14 protein-coding genes are annotated in these 15715 nt (G+C 61.1%); 8 read left to right on the forward strand and 6 right to left on the reverse strand.

Annotated features, from left to right (window positions below; all coding sequences use genetic code 11):
• Nucleotides 1–231 precede the first annotated feature (231 nt).
• The 3 genes from BcFMB_RS01135 to BcFMB_RS01145 are packed head-to-tail and all read left to right on the forward strand — an operon-like array spanning nt 232 to nt 3216.
• A complete protein-coding gene (locus BcFMB_RS01135) occupies nt 232–2052 on the forward strand; it encodes an AMP-dependent synthetase/ligase (protein WP_099720800.1) in 1821 nt (606 codons plus the stop codon).
• Between the two features lie 13 nt (nt 2053–2065).
• Nucleotides 2066–2656, forward strand: a complete 591-nt coding sequence (locus tag BcFMB_RS01140) for a DUF4422 domain-containing protein (protein ID WP_198405425.1) — start codon at nt 2066–2068, stop codon at nt 2654–2656.
• Nucleotides 2653–3216 (forward strand): arsenate reductase/protein-tyrosine-phosphatase family protein, encoded by a 564-nt coding sequence (locus tag BcFMB_RS01145; RefSeq protein ID WP_099720802.1) that lies wholly within the window; start codon nt 2653–2655, stop codon nt 3214–3216. The genes BcFMB_RS01140 and BcFMB_RS01145 overlap by 4 nt, the downstream gene beginning before the upstream one ends.
• A gap of 4 nt (nt 3217–3220) precedes the next feature.
• On the opposite strand, the gene BcFMB_RS01150 is transcribed toward BcFMB_RS01145, so the two are convergent.
• A complete protein-coding gene (locus tag BcFMB_RS01150; RefSeq protein ID WP_157774995.1) occupies nt 3221–4087 on the reverse strand; it encodes a beta-1,6-N-acetylglucosaminyltransferase in 867 nt (288 codons plus the stop codon).
• A gap of 36 nt (nt 4088–4123) precedes the next feature.
• Nucleotides 4124–5122: a glycosyltransferase family 2 protein gene (locus BcFMB_RS01155; protein ID WP_099720804.1), complete on the reverse strand. Its 999-nt coding sequence runs from the start codon at nt 5120–5122 to the stop codon at nt 4124–4126.
• A gap of 138 nt (nt 5123–5260) precedes the next feature.
• On the opposite strand from BcFMB_RS01155, the gene BcFMB_RS01160 reads away from it, so the two are divergent.
• Both BcFMB_RS01160 and BcFMB_RS01165 read left to right on the forward strand, forming a co-directional pair.
• Nucleotides 5261–6241, forward strand: a complete 981-nt coding sequence (locus BcFMB_RS01160; protein WP_232513894.1) for a polysaccharide pyruvyl transferase family protein — start codon at nt 5261–5263, stop codon at nt 6239–6241.
• The gene (locus BcFMB_RS01165) at nt 6238–7779 is read left to right on the forward strand and encodes a lipopolysaccharide biosynthesis protein (protein WP_157775001.1); all 1542 of its coding nucleotides are present in this window, start codon (nt 6238–6240) and stop codon (nt 7777–7779) included. Before BcFMB_RS01160 ends, BcFMB_RS01165 begins: the two co-directional genes overlap by 4 nt.
• A gap of 10 nt (nt 7780–7789) precedes the next feature.
• On the opposite strand, the gene BcFMB_RS01170 is transcribed toward BcFMB_RS01165, so the two are convergent.
• On the reverse strand, nt 7790–8986 hold the full coding sequence (locus tag BcFMB_RS01170) for an acyltransferase family protein (RefSeq protein WP_099720807.1): 1197 nt from the start codon (nt 8984–8986) through the stop codon (nt 7790–7792).
• Nucleotides 8986–9990: a glycosyltransferase family 2 protein gene (locus BcFMB_RS01175; RefSeq protein WP_198405426.1), complete on the reverse strand. Its 1005-nt coding sequence runs from the start codon at nt 9988–9990 to the stop codon at nt 8986–8988. Before BcFMB_RS01175 ends, BcFMB_RS01170 begins: the two co-directional genes overlap by 1 nt.
• Nucleotides 9991–10155: 165 nt before the next feature.
• On the opposite strand from BcFMB_RS01175, the gene BcFMB_RS01180 reads away from it, so the two are divergent.
• The 3 genes from BcFMB_RS01180 (at nt 10156) to BcFMB_RS01190 (ending at nt 13383) form a co-directional block, all read left to right on the forward strand.
• The gene (locus tag BcFMB_RS01180) at nt 10156–11127 is read left to right on the forward strand and encodes a leucine-rich repeat domain-containing protein (RefSeq protein ID WP_198405427.1); all 972 of its coding nucleotides are present in this window, start codon (nt 10156–10158) and stop codon (nt 11125–11127) included.
• Nucleotides 11124–12002 (forward strand): leucine-rich repeat domain-containing protein, encoded by an 879-nt coding sequence (locus BcFMB_RS01185; RefSeq protein WP_099720809.1) that lies wholly within the window; start codon nt 11124–11126, stop codon nt 12000–12002. The genes BcFMB_RS01180 and BcFMB_RS01185 overlap by 4 nt, the downstream gene beginning before the upstream one ends.
• 73 nt (nt 12003–12075) lie before the next feature.
• The gene (locus tag BcFMB_RS01190; protein ID WP_257790238.1) at nt 12076–13383 is read left to right on the forward strand and encodes an S-layer homology domain-containing protein; all 1308 of its coding nucleotides are present in this window, start codon (nt 12076–12078) and stop codon (nt 13381–13383) included.
• Nucleotides 13384–13398: 15 nt separating this feature from the next.
• Here BcFMB_RS01190 and BcFMB_RS01195 read toward each other — a convergent pair whose 3' ends face one another.
• The gene (locus tag BcFMB_RS01195; protein ID WP_099720811.1) at nt 13399–14526 is read right to left on the reverse strand and encodes a glycosyltransferase; all 1128 of its coding nucleotides are present in this window, start codon (nt 14524–14526) and stop codon (nt 13399–13401) included.
• Nucleotides 14523–15680 carry a glycosyltransferase gene (locus BcFMB_RS01200; protein WP_099720812.1) on the reverse strand — a complete coding sequence of 386 codons (1158 nt, stop codon included), beginning with the start codon at nt 15678–15680 and terminating at the stop codon, nt 14523–14525. Before BcFMB_RS01200 ends, BcFMB_RS01195 begins: the two co-directional genes overlap by 4 nt.
• Nucleotides 15681–15715: the final 35 nt, after the last annotated feature.

Here is a 15715-nt window from a genome sequence, read left to right on the forward strand (position 1 = left end):
CATCGGTGCGCGATGCGAGACCATTCGCCAATCTAGCAGCATCGCGCCGTGCTGAACAGAGGTGCTTGGCGGCTTTTTCGTGAGGCCGGCCACGTTCGGGGCACCGCGCATCGCTTGTCCATTCACACAAAGTGGTTCTCGCGATTCTTGTTTCTTCGTACAATGCCGCGCCGCGTGCATGCAGGTTACGATGGCGTAGCTTACGCGAACGTTTTCAGGACAGGACCCTCCATGCTTACCGAATACACGACGCCCGGTGCGGCGCTCACCGTCTCCGATTCCGCGACCGTCTACTCGATGCTCACCGACCGCATCGCCGCGACCGGCCCCGACCTTCCGCTCGTGGAGCATAAGAACACCGACGGCGCATGGACGACGATGACGGTCGGCGATTTCAATGATCGCGTCCGCGCGATCGCGAAGGGACTGATCCAGTTCGGCATCGCGAAGGGAGACGCCGTCACGATCTTCTCGGCGACACGCATCGAATGGGGGCTGTTGGATTTCGCGCTCGCCGCAATCGGCGCCGTGACGGTGCCGATCTACGACACCGACTCCCCCGCGCAGGCGCAGCGCATCCTCAACGACGCCGACGTGAAGCTCGCGGTCGCCGACAACCAGCAGCGTTTCGACGCGCTCGATTCGGTGATCGACGCCTGCCCGACGCTCGAACGCATCCTGATGCTCGACGCGAAGGCGCTTGAAGCGCTTGAGGGCCTCGGCGTCATGGTCTCCGACGAGGAGCTCGACGAACGCATCGCCGCCGTACGCGCCGACGACCTGGCGACGATCGTCTACACGTCGGGATCCACCGGCACGCCGAAGGGCGTCGAGCTGACGCATAGGAATTTCACGAGCATCACGCGTTCGGCACAGCAGTGCATGCCGAAGGTCATCGAAGGCGAGGCACGGCTGCTGCTGTTCCTGCCGCTCGCGCATTGCTTCGCGCGCATGATCCAGTACTTCACGATCGCGTCCGACGAAGGCGTCGTCGGCTATCTGGGCGACACGAAGACGCTGCCCAAGGACATGCAGGTCTTCCAGCCGACCTTCGTGCTCGCCGTGCCGCGCGTGTTCGAGAAGGTGTACAACGCGGCATCGCGCAAAGCCGGTACCGGTTGGAAAGGCCGCATGTTCCTCAAGGCGGCGGCCGCGGCGATCGATTGGTCGAAGATGGAGCAGGACGGCGTCAAGTCGACGCTCAGGCAGCGCGCCGAACATGCGAAGTATGAGACGGCCGTCTACCGCACGATCCGTTCGGCCTTCGGCCCCCGAATCAAGTATCTCGCGTCGGGCGGCGCGCCGATCAGCGACGACCTACTGCATTTCTTCAACGGTATCGGCATTCCGATGATCCAGGGCTACGGCATGACCGAAACGGCGGCCCCGTTCGCGTTCACGCGCGTCGAGGACCTCGCGATCGGTTCGGTCGGCCAGCCGGTGCCCGGCTCGTCGGTGCGCATCTCCCCGGACGGCGAACTCGAAGTGCGCGGTCAGAATGTGTTCCGCGGCTACCACAACCTTCCAGAGAAGACGGCCGAGGCGCTCACTGAAGACGGATGGCTGCGCACCGGCGACCTCGCACGGATCGACGACGAAGGCCACATCACGATCACCGGCCGCGCGAAGGACATCATCATCACGGCCGGTGGCAAGAACGTCTCCCCGATTCCGATGGAACAGCAGATCGGCACATGCCCGATCGTTGAACACGCCGTCGTCATCGGCGACGGCCGTCCATTCGTCTCCGCACTCATCACGCTCGACCCGGAGGGCGTGGCGAGCTGGCTGCCGACGCAGAAGCTGTCCACCGACCTGACGACCGACGAGGTCGCCGCACTGCCGGAGACGGCCGCCGAGATCCAGCGCTACGTCGACCTCGCGAACGCCGACGTCTCACGCGCCGAATCGGTCAGGAAATTCGCCGTACTGCCGGTGCGGCTCACCCAGGACAACGACTGCCTGACACCGTCGCTCAAGGTCGTCAGACCGAAAGTGAACGAGGCGTTCAAGGAAGTCATCGATGGGGAGGTGTATGCGGGGAAGCGGTGAGATCACGGTTCTGTTGCCGAAGAAGCACCATTACATCATTGAAACGATCAGATCACACTATGTGCACACGATGTATGCGCAGCAGCTGACGACGACGGAAGAGGTTCTCCGCGACCTGGCTCCATCCTATCTTCCCCAGTGGCATACGCTGATTAACAAACGGAGCGTGCATATCTTCAACGTGATGATCATGGATCGCGCACACTTCGATGCATACTACGAATGGCTGTTCCCCATCCTGTTCGAGATCACCGATCGCCTCAATCCAAAACAATACGGTGCGTTCCATGCTCGCTATCCTGGACGCATCAGCGAGATGCTGCTCAACATATGGAGCATGAAGAACGACATCGCCGCCGGCAAGCTGTCCACGACGTTCATGGAACGCGTCAACTGGTGGAAAACTGGTGGAGAAAGGGCACGAGCTCCGTGCAGGCGAAGTTCTTCAATAAGCGCTATGTGGCCAGCTTCTGAACATGCCGCATCCACACCTCGGACCAGCACATACCGGCCGATCCGGATATCCGGATTGGCCGGTAATCTTGTCTATGACCAATTCCGGTCTGTCGACTGGCGCCACAGCCCGAAAGGACACTCCGTATGAAGGTACTGTTCGTGTGCACCGGCAACATCTGCCGCTCTCCGATGGGCGAACTCATGTTCCCGCTGTTCTTCCACGACGACTCGATTGTCACGGACAGCGCCGGCGTCCAGGGCCTCGTCGACAGCCCTATCGACCCATCCAGCGCGCGACTCATGCGGGCGGACGGCATCGACCCTTCCGCATTCCGCTCCAAACGCCTCACACCCCAACTCGCGATGGGCAGCGATCTCATCCTGTGCTTCACCGAACACCAACGCGCGAAGATCGTCGAACTCGCCCCACGCATACGCAGCCATACCTTCCTGCTGACCGACTTCGCCGACCTGTGCGACTACTGCGCGAAGAATGGCCTGATCGAGGGCGACACGCTCGAGGAGCGTCTCGATTCGGTGCTCGCGAACGCGTCGCTCGTACGCCCGATGCTGCCGCCGGTCCATGACATCGACGACCCCTACCGCAAGGACTTCCCCGCCTTCGAAACCGCGCACCAACAGATCGGCGAAGCCTTCGCGACGATCGCCGCCGCGCTCGAACCGGCCAAAGGCGCACACGCAGGCTGATCGATCAATGTGCGAGCAATGTATCGGCGATCCTTCGGATGATCTCGGCATCCACCTGCTCGTCGAATTTGCGCGCGAACAGCTGCGGTGACGCCATAAGCTCATCAAAATCCTGCGCATGGAACACGTAGGGCGCACCACGCTTCCAGTCGATGTACCGAAGATTGTCGCCACGGCCGTCGCCGTTCGGATCGTACAGGCGCTCCGCAAACGGCGAATTGAGTGCCATCGTCTGGATGAACAGCTCGTCCGAGCAGTAGCTCGATCGGAACGTGCGCTCCACCAGCGGCTCCTGCTCAATCAAATAGCGGCCGAACTCCGCCGTGATGCTGAACCATTGGCTTCCTTTACCAATCTCCTTGAACCCCGAGCCTTTGAGCCGGTCCACATGCAGCAGCTTCTGTGCCTTGCTCAGCACCCGCGTCGGAAAATCGTCCTCCCTACCCGTGCGCTCCTGCCATGGATGATGGATGGCGATGCGCTCCTTGATGGCATCCATGTGCCCGTCATTGACGCTGCGGTAGACAAAAGCGATAAATTCCTTGCCGTCATGCTGCTGTAGGAAGCGACAGATCTCGTCGTTGGTCTTGATCGGCAGGTCGGCGCCGGACAGCAGATGCAGATAACCGTATGGCTCGCCGGATTCCAACGCCGCATGGATGAGCCTCATCTCGCAGCGCACCTGACTGTAACCACCCCATGCCACTGGAATCGGCTCCACGATCGTGAGTGTGGATCTGTGCATATAACGCCTCAGATCGGGTACCGCGGCGCGCGGCGTCTTCGCGTCGATATGCAGATACAGGTCGTTGCGATCGTCGTCGAGCAGCCTCAGCAATGTGCCGAGTTGATCGAAATTGTTGTAGGCCATGATGAGATATGCGTGACGCATGATGCCGCCCCCCGTTCAGCCCAGATGGTCGAAGGCCCACCGCGCCGGCGCGAAGGCGCCGCGGTAGAGCATGAGCTTGAGATACCCTTTGGGATTCAGTCCACGATGCACGCCGGCGGCACGCAGATATGCACGATAACGGCAATAGTTCGCGCGCACCTCGGCAAGCGGCATCGCCCCGGCCGAGGCCATAATCTTCTCGTTGAGGTAGAACACCGTGCCGACCGTCTCCCGATACAGATGCACAGGCTCCACATGCGCTAATGCCTGGCAGGCGTCGGTCGCATACTCGTGCACCGTCCAGATGTCGTTGAGCTTGCTCTGCGAGAGCTTCGTCTGCAGACTGCCCGCACGGGCCATACGGTAGAAATACAACGGCGCGTGCACGACGGCTACGCGATTCGACGTGCAGATTGCATCGGTGACGGCGGGATAATCCGAGCAGGTGCGCAGCTGCGGGATCGTCATCGACTCCATCGTGGCACGTGTGAACATCTTGCCCCACAGTTCCGGCCGTATCGAATGGTCGTCGTCGACGAAGAAACGGTCGCAGAGCCTCGAAGCGGCCTCCCGACGCCCGATGACCTCTTCGAGCATGCTGTCCGGCGCGGAAGCCGGCGGTTCGGAGCCGTCCTCGAAGTTCTGAGCCCGGCAGACGGCCATGTCCGCGTCGTGTTCCGTCACCGCTCGCACAAGGCGCTCAAGATACGCGGCGTCCAGCATATCGTCCGGATCGGCGAAGGTGATGAGCGTCCCCCTCGCCTTCGCGAGCGCGGAGCGACGCGCCCCCGCGACGCCCTGGTTCTCGGCGCTGAACAGACGGATGCGCGGATCCTTCGCGGCCACCCGCGCGCAGATCGCGGACGTGTCGTCGTCGGATCCGTCGTCCCATGCGACGATCTCGTAATCCCCATAACTTTGCTTCGCCATGCATGTGAGAAAATCAGGGAGATATTGCGCCACGTCATGCATCGGAACAATGACCGAAACTGCGGGATCTGCACCCTTCTGCATCCATTGACCTTCCTGCTAGCTGTCGCTTAATCAGCTTATCATCGACACATGCGCTTTTACGACCGGATCGTGCACGCCATCGGCTTTAATCGAGTCCATAAACTCAAGCATCTTCGTAGATATCATGACGGATTGAAGATGCACCACCATGAGTTCCTGACCCTGCCCGACACTCGCGTCTGCGTTCTGGTCGGTTCGGCCGACTACGGCAACATCGGCGACATCGCGATCTCCGAAGCGCAGCTGGCGTTCCTGCACGACCATTTCCCCGGTACCGTCATCGACATCATCGGCATGCGTTTCCTCGAATACCGCCGCGCGCTCGAGCGGCATCTGACTCGTCGCGACGTGCTGTGCTTCCAGGGCGGCGGCAACATGAACGACCTGTACCCATGGTTCGAATATGAACGCTGCGAGGCGCTCGCCACCTTCCCGCACATCCGCAGCGTCATCATGCCGCAGACAATCCACTACAGGGATTGGCGTTCACCGCTGCTGCGCTACTCGCAGAAGGTCTACGCGCGCTGCACCGACCTGCATATCTTCGCCCGCGAGCGCCGTTCCGAGGAACTGATGAAGCGCACCTATCCGCATGCGGACGTGGAGCTTGTGCCGGACATCGTGCTCACGCTCGACCCGTCCTCGTTCATCGAGGGGTCGCCGATCCGTGACGGCATCACCGTCATTCTGCGCTCCGACCGCGAGCGCAGCCTCGACGATCAGGCGCGCGCCCGCATCGAGGATATCGTCAGGGCCCGCGGGATGCAGGTGTCCCATACCGATACGGCGAGCAGCGCCAACCATCTGACGGCTGACGACCGCAGGCGCATTCTCGGCGGCATGCTCACGACCTTCGCGTCGTCGCAGGCCGTCGTCACCGACCGTCTGCATGGCATGGTGTTCGCGGCGATCACCGAGACGCCATGCGTCGTGTTCGCGAACAACAACCATAAAATCCAGGGCGTCTACCAGTGGATCAAGGATCTGCCGTACATCCGTTTCGTCGACGACGTGGATGAGCTTCCCGACGCGCTCAACGCCGTCATGGAAGCGCCGGCCGCCTATCCGCGCGAACGGATGCTTGAACATTTCCGACCGCTCATCGAGGTGCTGCGGTGAGCGAGAGGGGAAACGACACGGCGGTGAAAGGCGACGTGCCGGATATGGCAGGGCGCAAGGACGGCCATGAGGTCATGGAGCGGCTGACGAAGCCGGAGTCGACGAATCCGGCGAACAAGTACAAGAATCTGCTGCTCAACATCGGCCTGTTCGCGCTCAATACGGTCGCGACGAAGCTGATCGCCTTCCTGCTGGTGCCGCTGTACACGTATTACATGACTTCCGGCGAGTTCGGCGTCACGGACATGTCGACGACGGTGATCAGCCTCGTCATGCCGTTGGCCACGTTGTCGATCTCGGAAGCCACGATGCGTTTCGCGCTCAATGACGAGGAGCACAGCAAGAGCTACATCACGGTGGGCTTCATGATGGTGTCGTTCAGCTGCCTCATCGTGCTGTGCTGCCTGCCGCTGCTCAGGCTGCAGATCTTCGGCGGCCTGGACCATTACCAGTGGTTCTTCTTCATCTCCTATGTCACGAACGCCTTCCAGATGCTGCTCAACAATGTGGCGCGCGCCGTGAACGAAATCAAGATCATCCCCGTCGCCTCCGTCGTCACCGCGTTGTCCACCGGCCTGTGCGCGTGGCTGTTCATCGGCGTCGTGCATGGCGGTGTCGTCGGCTATTTCTGGTCGATGATCATCGGCAATGCGCTGGGCATCCTGTTCTATCTGTTCGGCGCAAGGCTGTACCGTTTCGTCTCGTTCATCACCTTCGCACGGATCAAGGCGAATCTTCAGGTGATGCTGCGCTATTCGCTGCCGCTCATCCCGAACGCGCTGTTCTGGTGGGCCGGCACGAGCATCAATCGTTTCTTCATCACGTCGATGCTCGGCATCGCCGCCTCCGGCCTGTTCGCCGTGGGCACCAAGATCCCGACGCTGCTCAATCTCGTCTGCGGCGTCTTCCAGCAGGCGTGGACGCTGTCCGCGTTCCAGGAGTACAAGCGCACCGACATCTCGTCGTTCTTTACGAAGATCTACCGCATCTTCCAGTCCGGCATGGTCCTCGCCTCCTCCGGCATCATCCTGATCACCCCGTGGATCGCCGGCTTCATGCTGCAGAAGGAGTTCTATACGGCGTGGACGCTCGTTCCCGCTCTGCTCGTGGCGTTCTATTTCAATACGCAGAACGCGTTCTACGGCACCGTGTACACGTCGAGCATGCATACGACGACATTGTTCACGACGACGATCTGCGGCGCGCTGACGATCGTGGCCGGCACCTATTTCCTCATCCCTCCGATGGGTCTGATGGGCGCATGCGTCGCGATGGCGCTCGGTAACTTCATCGTGCTTGTGCTGCGCATGATCTTCGCGAAACGGCTCATCGTCGTGCAGGTGCATTGGGTGACGGTGCTGCCGTCGATGCTGCTGATGATCGCACAGGCGGTCGTCATGACGACGCAGCCCGCCTCCTACATGCTGTGGTCGGCGGTCATCTTCGTCGCCATCGCGATCATCCAGGCGATCGACTTGACGCCCACGGCGAAGGAACTCTACGCAAGAATGCGCCAAGGTCGCTCGCAGTCGGCCTGACGATTCCCCTTCACTCCGTCGAATCCACAGTGCCGCCCTCTGGCGCTGTGCGACGCACGCGACGGCCCCGCACGGCCGCCGCCAGACGATCGAACCAAGCACCCCGACGTCGGTCCACGGTGAGGCGGAACAGGCCCTGACGCAGCAGATCCAGCGCCAGACACACCGTGAACACCATCAGGATGACCAATGCGCCGGCGATGATCGGGTGCGCGGAGCCATAGACCTTCTGCAGCGGCAGATATGTCGTCCAGCACCGGAAGATCGGCGGATAGAAATGGATCAGATACACGCCGAACGCCGAGGCGGCGAGGACGTTGACGAATACGCTGTGGAATCGGCGGCGCAGCGCCAGCAGCATGATGCCGGCGCCGATCATCATCGACGGCAGCCGCCAGTGGTCGAAGATGAACATCTGCATGCCGGCCATCCGTCCCGTGGCCATGAATATGGCGTTGGCCGCCAGCAGATACACCAGTTCGATGACGATGCCAGCGCCGATCAGCGCCCAGCATGAGCGCACGTCCAGTTCCCGCATATGCCAGCGGTAGTAGCTGATGAGCACATACCAGTAGATGAACACGAAGACATTCGCGTCGATCAGGCCGAACTCCACGTGAGGCACCAATCCCCCGACGCCCCACACGACGAGGCAGACGGCGGCGAGCTGCCCGTGCCGGCGCTTCGACAGCCGCCGCAGACCGTCGTTGAGGAACGGCAGCAGCACGAGGAACAACGCGTAGGCGGACGCGTACCACCACAGATTCGTGCTCAGCGGAAACACGCTGCGCACCGCCGTCATCGGCAAGCCATCGCCCACATAGACGCCTCCATGATGCAGCACCAACGTGACGGCCAACAATGTGATGCTCCAGAACAGCAGCTGCCGTTCGAGGATCCAGACGCGACGCAGGCCGCTCGTCAGCGTATGCTCACGGTCCATCAGGAACCACACGGACATCGCAAAGAACATGAAATTGGCGACCCAGCCGCCACCCATATAAACGAACTGATAGACGAACTTCGCGACGGACATCGGCTGCTGCGCCAACCATCCGCCGCCACCCACATAGACGTAGTGGTATCCGACGACCATCAGCATCGACACAAGTCGCAGCAATTCCACACTGGAATTGCGTCGTGTGACCGTATGCTGCGCGCTACGGTGGCGTCCCCTCATGTTCTCCTCGTCGTTCTCCGTCGTCATCACAACGCCTTTCTCAGACTGCCCACCGCCGTGGCATACTCCTTGCGACGCATCAAACGCAACGGTAGATGGAACAGACCATCCCACACATAGCCACGCAGCCGTTTGAGCAACGCCTTCTTCTGCTCATGTTCCCCAGCGGGAACCTCCAGTCGCTTGACCGATTCGATGATGACACCGGCGCCACGCATGACATCAAAGCGCGCACAATCGAGCATCGTCGGAGCGACGTCCCTGACGAAGGTCAGCTCAAGGTCCGCACGCGTCGGCCATCCAAGCCGTGTATGCAGGCTTCCGGTACGTGTGACCGACGCGGCGTTGTCCTCGTAGTGGTACCCCCGCGAGCGCGGAATCACGGCCACATGCTCCGCCTTCCACATCACCCGGATCAGCATAAGCACGTCCTCGCCGATCTTCTGATCGGTGAACGCCAATCCTTCGTAGACCGATCGGCGAACGCAGCTCGTCCACAACGTGTGCACCATCCGGTCCAGCAAAAACTGCCGCAACGGCTCCGGATGGGCATAGACGCCGACGGCGGTGCCCGTGATGACGGCGTCCGCATCCGGATGGGCCTCCAGCTGCCTGACGAACCCTTCGATCCAATCATCCTCGATCCAGTCGTCGCCATCCACCCACATCACCCAGTCGCCGGCCGCCGCCGCAAGTCCCGCGTTGCGCGCGGCCCCCGCACCAGCATTGGCCTGATGCACGACCCTCACCCGGTCATCCGCATGCGCATAACGATCGCACAACGCCGGTGTGCCGTCCGTAGAACCGTCATCCACCAGCACGACCTCGATGTTCCGATAAGTTTGGCCAAGCACGCTGTCGCAGCATCGGGACAGATATTGCTCAACATTGTATACAGGAATAATCACGCTTATTTTGCGCGTATGACATCCGATATCCATACCACCGTCCTCCTCACAACCCATCTCCCTGCAAACCATCCCATGATACCGGTGAGCAGCGAAGAACAGCAGCCGAACAACTACGACCATGCGCCTCCCCTTCCCCGCGACGATTGACACCTCCCTTCGCCGGTCGATATAACGTTCGTCCGCATGTTTCCTCGATGGAGAGAAGAACCTACGACAGGGATGGAGGGCATCATGAATCTTGCATCGTTGCGCCGGAAAACAACTGGCATCCTACTGACCTTTGCCATGGTGCCGTTCACCGCGCTTGGCGCCACCGCGCAGGAGGCGACGCAAAGCGCATCAGCATACGTGGCGGGGACGAACACCTACGAACAATGCCTTCCGGACGCATCTCTCGCCAAAGCCGTGGCGACCACGGCGAACGCCGACGCGGACGCCGTCATCACGACGGACGCGATTGAATCCCTTACCTCGCTCAACGCGCGCCACGCCGGTATCAAGGACCTCACCGGTCTGGACACGTTTACGAATCTCACCACCGTGCAGCTGTCCAACAACGACATCGTCTCGCTCGCCCCACTGTCGGCGCTGACGAAGCTTACCGAGCTGGAGCTCTACGGCAACCTCATCGCCGATCTCACGCCGCTCTCTGCGCTCACCGCCTTGACGAAGCTCGGCCTTGGCGACAACGAGCTCACCGACGTCACACCACTCGCGCCGCTCACATCGCTTGTGACGCTCAACCTTTCACATAACGGCATCACGTCAATCGATGCGCTTGGAAACATGACGAGCCTCGAATATCTATGGGCGTCCGGCAACGAAATCTCCAACGCGGACGTCGTCAACAAGCTTACGGCGCTCAAAGGCGGCGACCTGAGCACGAACGGCGTACTCAGTGCCGCGAACATCACATCCGACCCCGAGGAATACCTCGTCATGACGGGACAGGTAATCAAGACGGCCGTGACGGTCAAACATGGCGACATCGTCACAGCTGCGATGCCGATTGGCTATGACGGCAAACCCATCACGCCGATTGGCTATGACGGCAAACCCATCACGCCGATGGGCATCGACAACAACGGCGTCTTCGACACCTCCACTGGTTTGGTGTCTTGGCAGACGACAACGGACATGTATAGCGGCATCACCTTCATCGCGCGCTATGAATCGCAGGGCGGCGGCAAATCCAGTGCCGCCCATTCTCCGGCCGCATCAGCGTCAAAGTGGTTTTCGAGAACGAAGAGGACATGACGACGGACACCGGCGTGCCCGCGCAGCCGCGCAAGCACGAACAAGCGATCACGCAGGCCGTCGCGACGACATGCGATGGCACGACGACGATCGCCGACTGTTTCCCGGACAAGATGCTCGCACAGGTCATCGCCAAGCAGCTCGAGACCGACGTCGCACATGTCATCACAGTCGACGAACTCGATGCCATCACCGAGATCGATGCGAACAACGCCGGCATCACAACGCTCTCCGGCGTCGAACATCTGAAGAACCTCAAGACGGTCCATCTTTCAGATAACCAGATCAGCGATCTCACGCCGCTGCGTGACTGTGAGCACCTCTACGACGTGCGTCTCTACAATGCCTCGGTCAGCGACGTCTCCCCATTGGCGAACAAGACGGAACTGTGGGGCATCGGACTGGGCAACAACTTCATCAAGGACTTCTCCACGATGACGAACGTTCCCAAACTCGGCTGGGCGGACATCTATTCGAATCTCATCGAGGACGTCTCCTTTATCGAACAATGGCCGAACTGCGGCTCCATCTGGCTGTCCGGCAATCCCTTCACCGACGTTTCTCCGCTGGCGAGGGCCACATGGCTCGACCGCCTGCAACTCGAGAACAACGCGATCAGCGACATGTCTCCGTTCGCCGACTTCTCCCCCAAGCAGTATTCGATGAACGACAATCAGGGCATCAACATGGGCGACGTCACCGTCGACGCCGGCGGCGATCACGGTCTCCACGGCGAAGGGCCGTGCGGGAGGCTATCTGCGCCCGAAGAAGATCTCTCCGGAAGGCGGCGTCTACGATGCCGCGACCGGCACCGTCACTTGGAAGGATGTCTCGGACAGCGGCGTCTATTCGGTCAAGTTCAGCGAATCGGATGACCGGGACTACCTGTACAGCGGCATCGTCTACCGCAACGTCACTGTCGAGCATGCGGACAAGACGCCGCCGGAAATCAGCGGAGTCTTCCCCACCTACAGCACGCTCGGCGAACCTTATGACCCGCTCTTCGGCGTGCAAGCGCACGACGACGTGGATGGCGACATCACCAACCGCATCACCGTGCCGCTCAACGAGGTGGACATCAACAAGGAAGGCACGTACCGCGTGCGCTACTACGTAGAGGATTCCGCGCACAACGGCAGCTGGAGCGGCCGCAAGGTCACGGTCACGACGGCCACGATCTCCTCGATCAAAGTGTGGCCGAAATGGACCGATCCGGGAGTCGCGCCGGACATGGGCAACTACGCGGAGGCCACCTGGAGCGACGGCAACGTGACCGGCGAAGGCGTCGTCTGGGACAAGATCGACCCGAAGCTGTATGCGACGCCGGGCAACACCTTCACCGTCCACGGCAAGGTGCGTGGACGCGATGTCTCCACGACGGTCACCGTGCGCGGCGAAGCGCCCACGATCGCCGTTGAATCGGTCGCCATCAGCGGCGACGGCCTCAAGGACGGCGCAATCACACTGCGTACCGGCGACACCGTCACGCTGAAGGCCACCGTCAAGCCGGACGATGCGACGAAGAAGACGGTCAGCTGGTCGTCGTCGTCCAATTACATCGCCTCGGTGGACGGCGAAGGCAAGGTCACGGCGAACAAAGTCGGCACGGCGACGATCACCGCGAGCGCCGGCGGTAAGAACGCGAGCGTCACGCTGACGATTCCCGACCGCTTCTCCGATGTACCCAACGGCAAGGCATTCCATGACGAAATCGAATGGCTCGCCGCAAACAAGATCTCCCAAGGCAACAGCGACGGCACCTACGGCTATGGCAAGACGCTGTCGCGTCAGGACATGGCAATCTTCCTGTACCGCATGGCGAAGCTCGAGAAGATCGAGGGCGCAGAGTCGTTCATACCCACAGAGTCAGATTACAAACGCTTTGCCGATGTGGAACAGGGTTCGTTCGCGGCCAAGGAGATCCTATGGCTCGCCAAGACCGGTATCTCGCAGGGGTCGAACGGCAGGTTCAACGGCACAGCGCAGCTGACCCGCCAGGACATGGCGATCTTCCTGTACCGCTTCGCCAAGCTCGCCGGATCGAAATCCGCGACGGACTTCACACCGACCGAGGAAGACTACGCCAAATTCAAGGACGTGAAGCAAGGGTCGTTCGCGGCCAAGGAGATTCTATGGCTCGCCAGCGAACGCATCACGCTCGGCAACTCCGACGGCACCTTCGGAGGCAACTCGAAGCTTTCGCGCGAGGCCATGGCGGCATTCCTGTACCGGATTCACAACCATCTCGCGAAGTGACGCGGTAAGCGTTCCTCAGGACGCCAGCAGACGACGGTAGATGCGCCGCAACGTCTCGCTGGCGTTCTTCGCGTCGTATCCGGCCTGCTCCATCCGCTCAGCCGCACGCGGCCGAGCATCCTCGTCCAATGCGCGTCCCGGAACGGACAACGCCGCGATATGGTCCGCCCAGACGGCATCCGATGCGGACAAGGATTCGAAGCACATCGATCCAAACACATCCGCGTCCTTCGTGACGGTGTCCGAAGCCAATACCGGGATGCCGTTCGCCTGCGCCTCGATGAACGCGACCGGCAATCCTTCGAACAGCGACGGGAACACGGCCAAATCAGCGGCACTGTAATAGGCTCCGATGTCCCGCTGACGACCGGTGAGCTTCACATACGGTTCCAATCCCAGATGCGCGACGGTCCTCTCGATCTGCTGTCGGCGCTCCCCTTCCCCGACGAGCAGCAGGAACGCCGCAGGGTCGCCTTTACGGTATTCATCGAACATCTCGACAAGGCGCGTCTGGTTCTTCTGGTCGCTCAGACGCGCCACATTGATGAGCACCGTCGCGTCGGCCGGGATATGCCAGGCTTCGCGCACCTCAAGCCGCTTGCGCTCGTCGAAGGCGAAACGTCGCACGTTGACGCCGTTGCGAACGATCGTGGAGTCCTGCGCGTATGAACCGAACAGATAGGAGGCGGCGGTCTGCGAACAGGCGAGCAGGCAGTGCGCACGCCTGACCATGAAGGGGCGGATCAGATAATGCAGGGACGCGAGCGGTGATTTCGACGACGGACTCGTGTTGTGCGAATGCAGGATGCATCTGCTGCGCGGCGAGACCTTGCGCGCCAATGTGAGCGGCAGATATTTGACAAGCGAATTCTTGTTGAGATGGATGATGTCGAACCCGCGGCCGTAGATCACCTTCATATGACGTCGGTACGCCAACGAGCCATACCGTTCGGGGACGGTGAGCACATGATCATCCGGAATCGACAGGCGCGCGCGAATCGCCGGATCGTCGTTCTGGGCGATGCAATATACGTCGAACTCATCCTGCAGCGGCGCCACCTCGTTCTCGATGAACGCCTCGATACCTCCCCAGTTGCCGCTAATCTCCGAGACGAGGACCGAGGGCTTGGAATTCCCGTTCATGGGCGATCCTTTCCCGCATGCCGTTCATCGAGGAGCGTCTCATACCAGGCGTTCACCTGCCGGGCGCTCTCCCTGATGTCGTACCCGGCTTCGGCGAGCATCCGTACGTTGCCCTGGCGCTGCTCCTCCCTCATCGGGTCACGCCCTGCCAATCCCAGCAGCCGTTCGGCCCACTGGCGTGTCGAAGCGGACAATGACAGGTAGTCGATCAGGCCGGGGACGATGCCGACCTCCCGTGTGACCTCATCGGACACGAGCGTCGGGCAGGCCGCCGCCTGCGCTTCGATGAGGCTCAGCGGCAAGCCTTCATACTTCGACGGGAACACCATGACATCGAAGACATGGTAGAGTTCGGCGACGTCGTTCCTCGCCCCCAGAAAACGCACATGGTCGCCGATGCCGAGCCTATGCGCCTCCTGTTCCAATTTACGCGTGCTCCGCCCGGAGCCGGCGCCGACAAGCAGCAGCGTCGCGTCCGGCCGCTCATGCAGCAGCGACGCAAATGCCCTGAGTGTGAATGCTTGGTTCTTCTGCACGCACAAGCGTCCCACCTGACCGACGACGAGTCCGTCGCCCAGACCGAGCTCACGTTTCTTGCCCTGCACATCCGGTTGCCGGGCATAGGCATCGAGCTCGATGGCGTTGCGAATGTAATGCACGCGACCGGCGTCCACGGCACGGTCCCCGTAGAGCCAACGGGCGGACAGCTCGCCGCAGGCCGCAAGATCGGTCGCCTTCCATCGGGAGAACGGACGCAGCACGTTCTTCACCGCCGTTTTGGCTATTTCGCTGGAATGAGCCGTGCTGTGGCTGTGCACCACCCGGATGCCAACGTTTTCATGCTGGGCAACAGCAAGCGGGATAGCACTGAGCGCATTGACGTTGGCATGCACAATATCCGGCCGTATCCGTGCAAGAACCTGAGAAAGCTCCCGGACGTAGCGTCCCAGATGCTTGTACGGCGCCACCGTGTGAACGGCGCCGCCCAACGCCTCGATCTCTTCGCGCGGAATGTAGTTCGAGTCCTCCTGCACGATGAAATCGAAGCGAAAACGGGAATGATCCGTGTATCTGAACAGGTTCATGATGGTGGCTTCAACGCCGCCCTTGTTCATACGGCCCATCACCTGGGCCACGCGAATTCTGTCATCCATGTCGGATTTACTCGTTTCCCTCAGTTGCTCTCAAC

The sequence above is a fragment of the Bifidobacterium choerinum genome (genome assembly GCF_002761235.1).
GTDB lineage: Bacteria > Actinomycetota > Actinomycetes > Actinomycetales > Bifidobacteriaceae > Bifidobacterium > Bifidobacterium choerinum.

What these genes read in the sequence shown, in the direction of transcription:
- BcFMB_RS01160 (WP_232513894.1), top strand. Translation starts at nt 5,261, where the DNA reads ATGCACCACCATGAGTTCCTGACCCTGCCCGACACTCGCGTCTGCGTT.
- BcFMB_RS01155 (WP_099720804.1), bottom strand. Translation starts at nt 5,122, where the DNA reads ATGCAGAAGGGTGCAGATCCCGCAGTTTCGGTCATTGTTCCGATGCAT.
- BcFMB_RS01180 (WP_198405427.1), top strand. Translation starts at nt 10,156, where the DNA reads ATGGTGCCGTTCACCGCGCTTGGCGCCACCGCGCAGGAGGCGACGCAA.
- BcFMB_RS01135 (WP_099720800.1), top strand. Translation starts at nt 232, where the DNA reads ATGCTTACCGAATACACGACGCCCGGTGCGGCGCTCACCGTCTCCGAT.
- BcFMB_RS01145 (WP_099720802.1), top strand. Translation starts at nt 2,653, where the DNA reads ATGAAGGTACTGTTCGTGTGCACCGGCAACATCTGCCGCTCTCCGATG.
- BcFMB_RS01150 (WP_157774995.1), bottom strand. Translation starts at nt 4,087, where the DNA reads ATGGCCTACAACAATTTCGATCAACTCGGCACATTGCTGAGGCTGCTC.
- BcFMB_RS01175 (WP_198405426.1), bottom strand. Translation starts at nt 9,990, where the DNA reads ATGGTCGTAGTTGTTCGGCTGCTGTTCTTCGCTGCTCACCGGTATCAT.
- BcFMB_RS01200 (WP_099720812.1), bottom strand. Translation starts at nt 15,680, where the DNA reads ATGGATGACAGAATTCGCGTGGCCCAGGTGATGGGCCGTATGAACAAG.
- BcFMB_RS01185 (WP_099720809.1), top strand. Translation starts at nt 11,124, where the DNA reads ATGACGACGGACACCGGCGTGCCCGCGCAGCCGCGCAAGCACGAACAA.
- BcFMB_RS01195 (WP_099720811.1), bottom strand. Translation starts at nt 14,526, where the DNA reads ATGAACGGGAATTCCAAGCCCTCGGTCCTCGTCTCGGAGATTAGCGGC.
- BcFMB_RS01170 (WP_099720807.1), bottom strand. Translation starts at nt 8,986, where the DNA reads ATGACGACGGAGAACGACGAGGAGAACATGAGGGGACGCCACCGTAGC.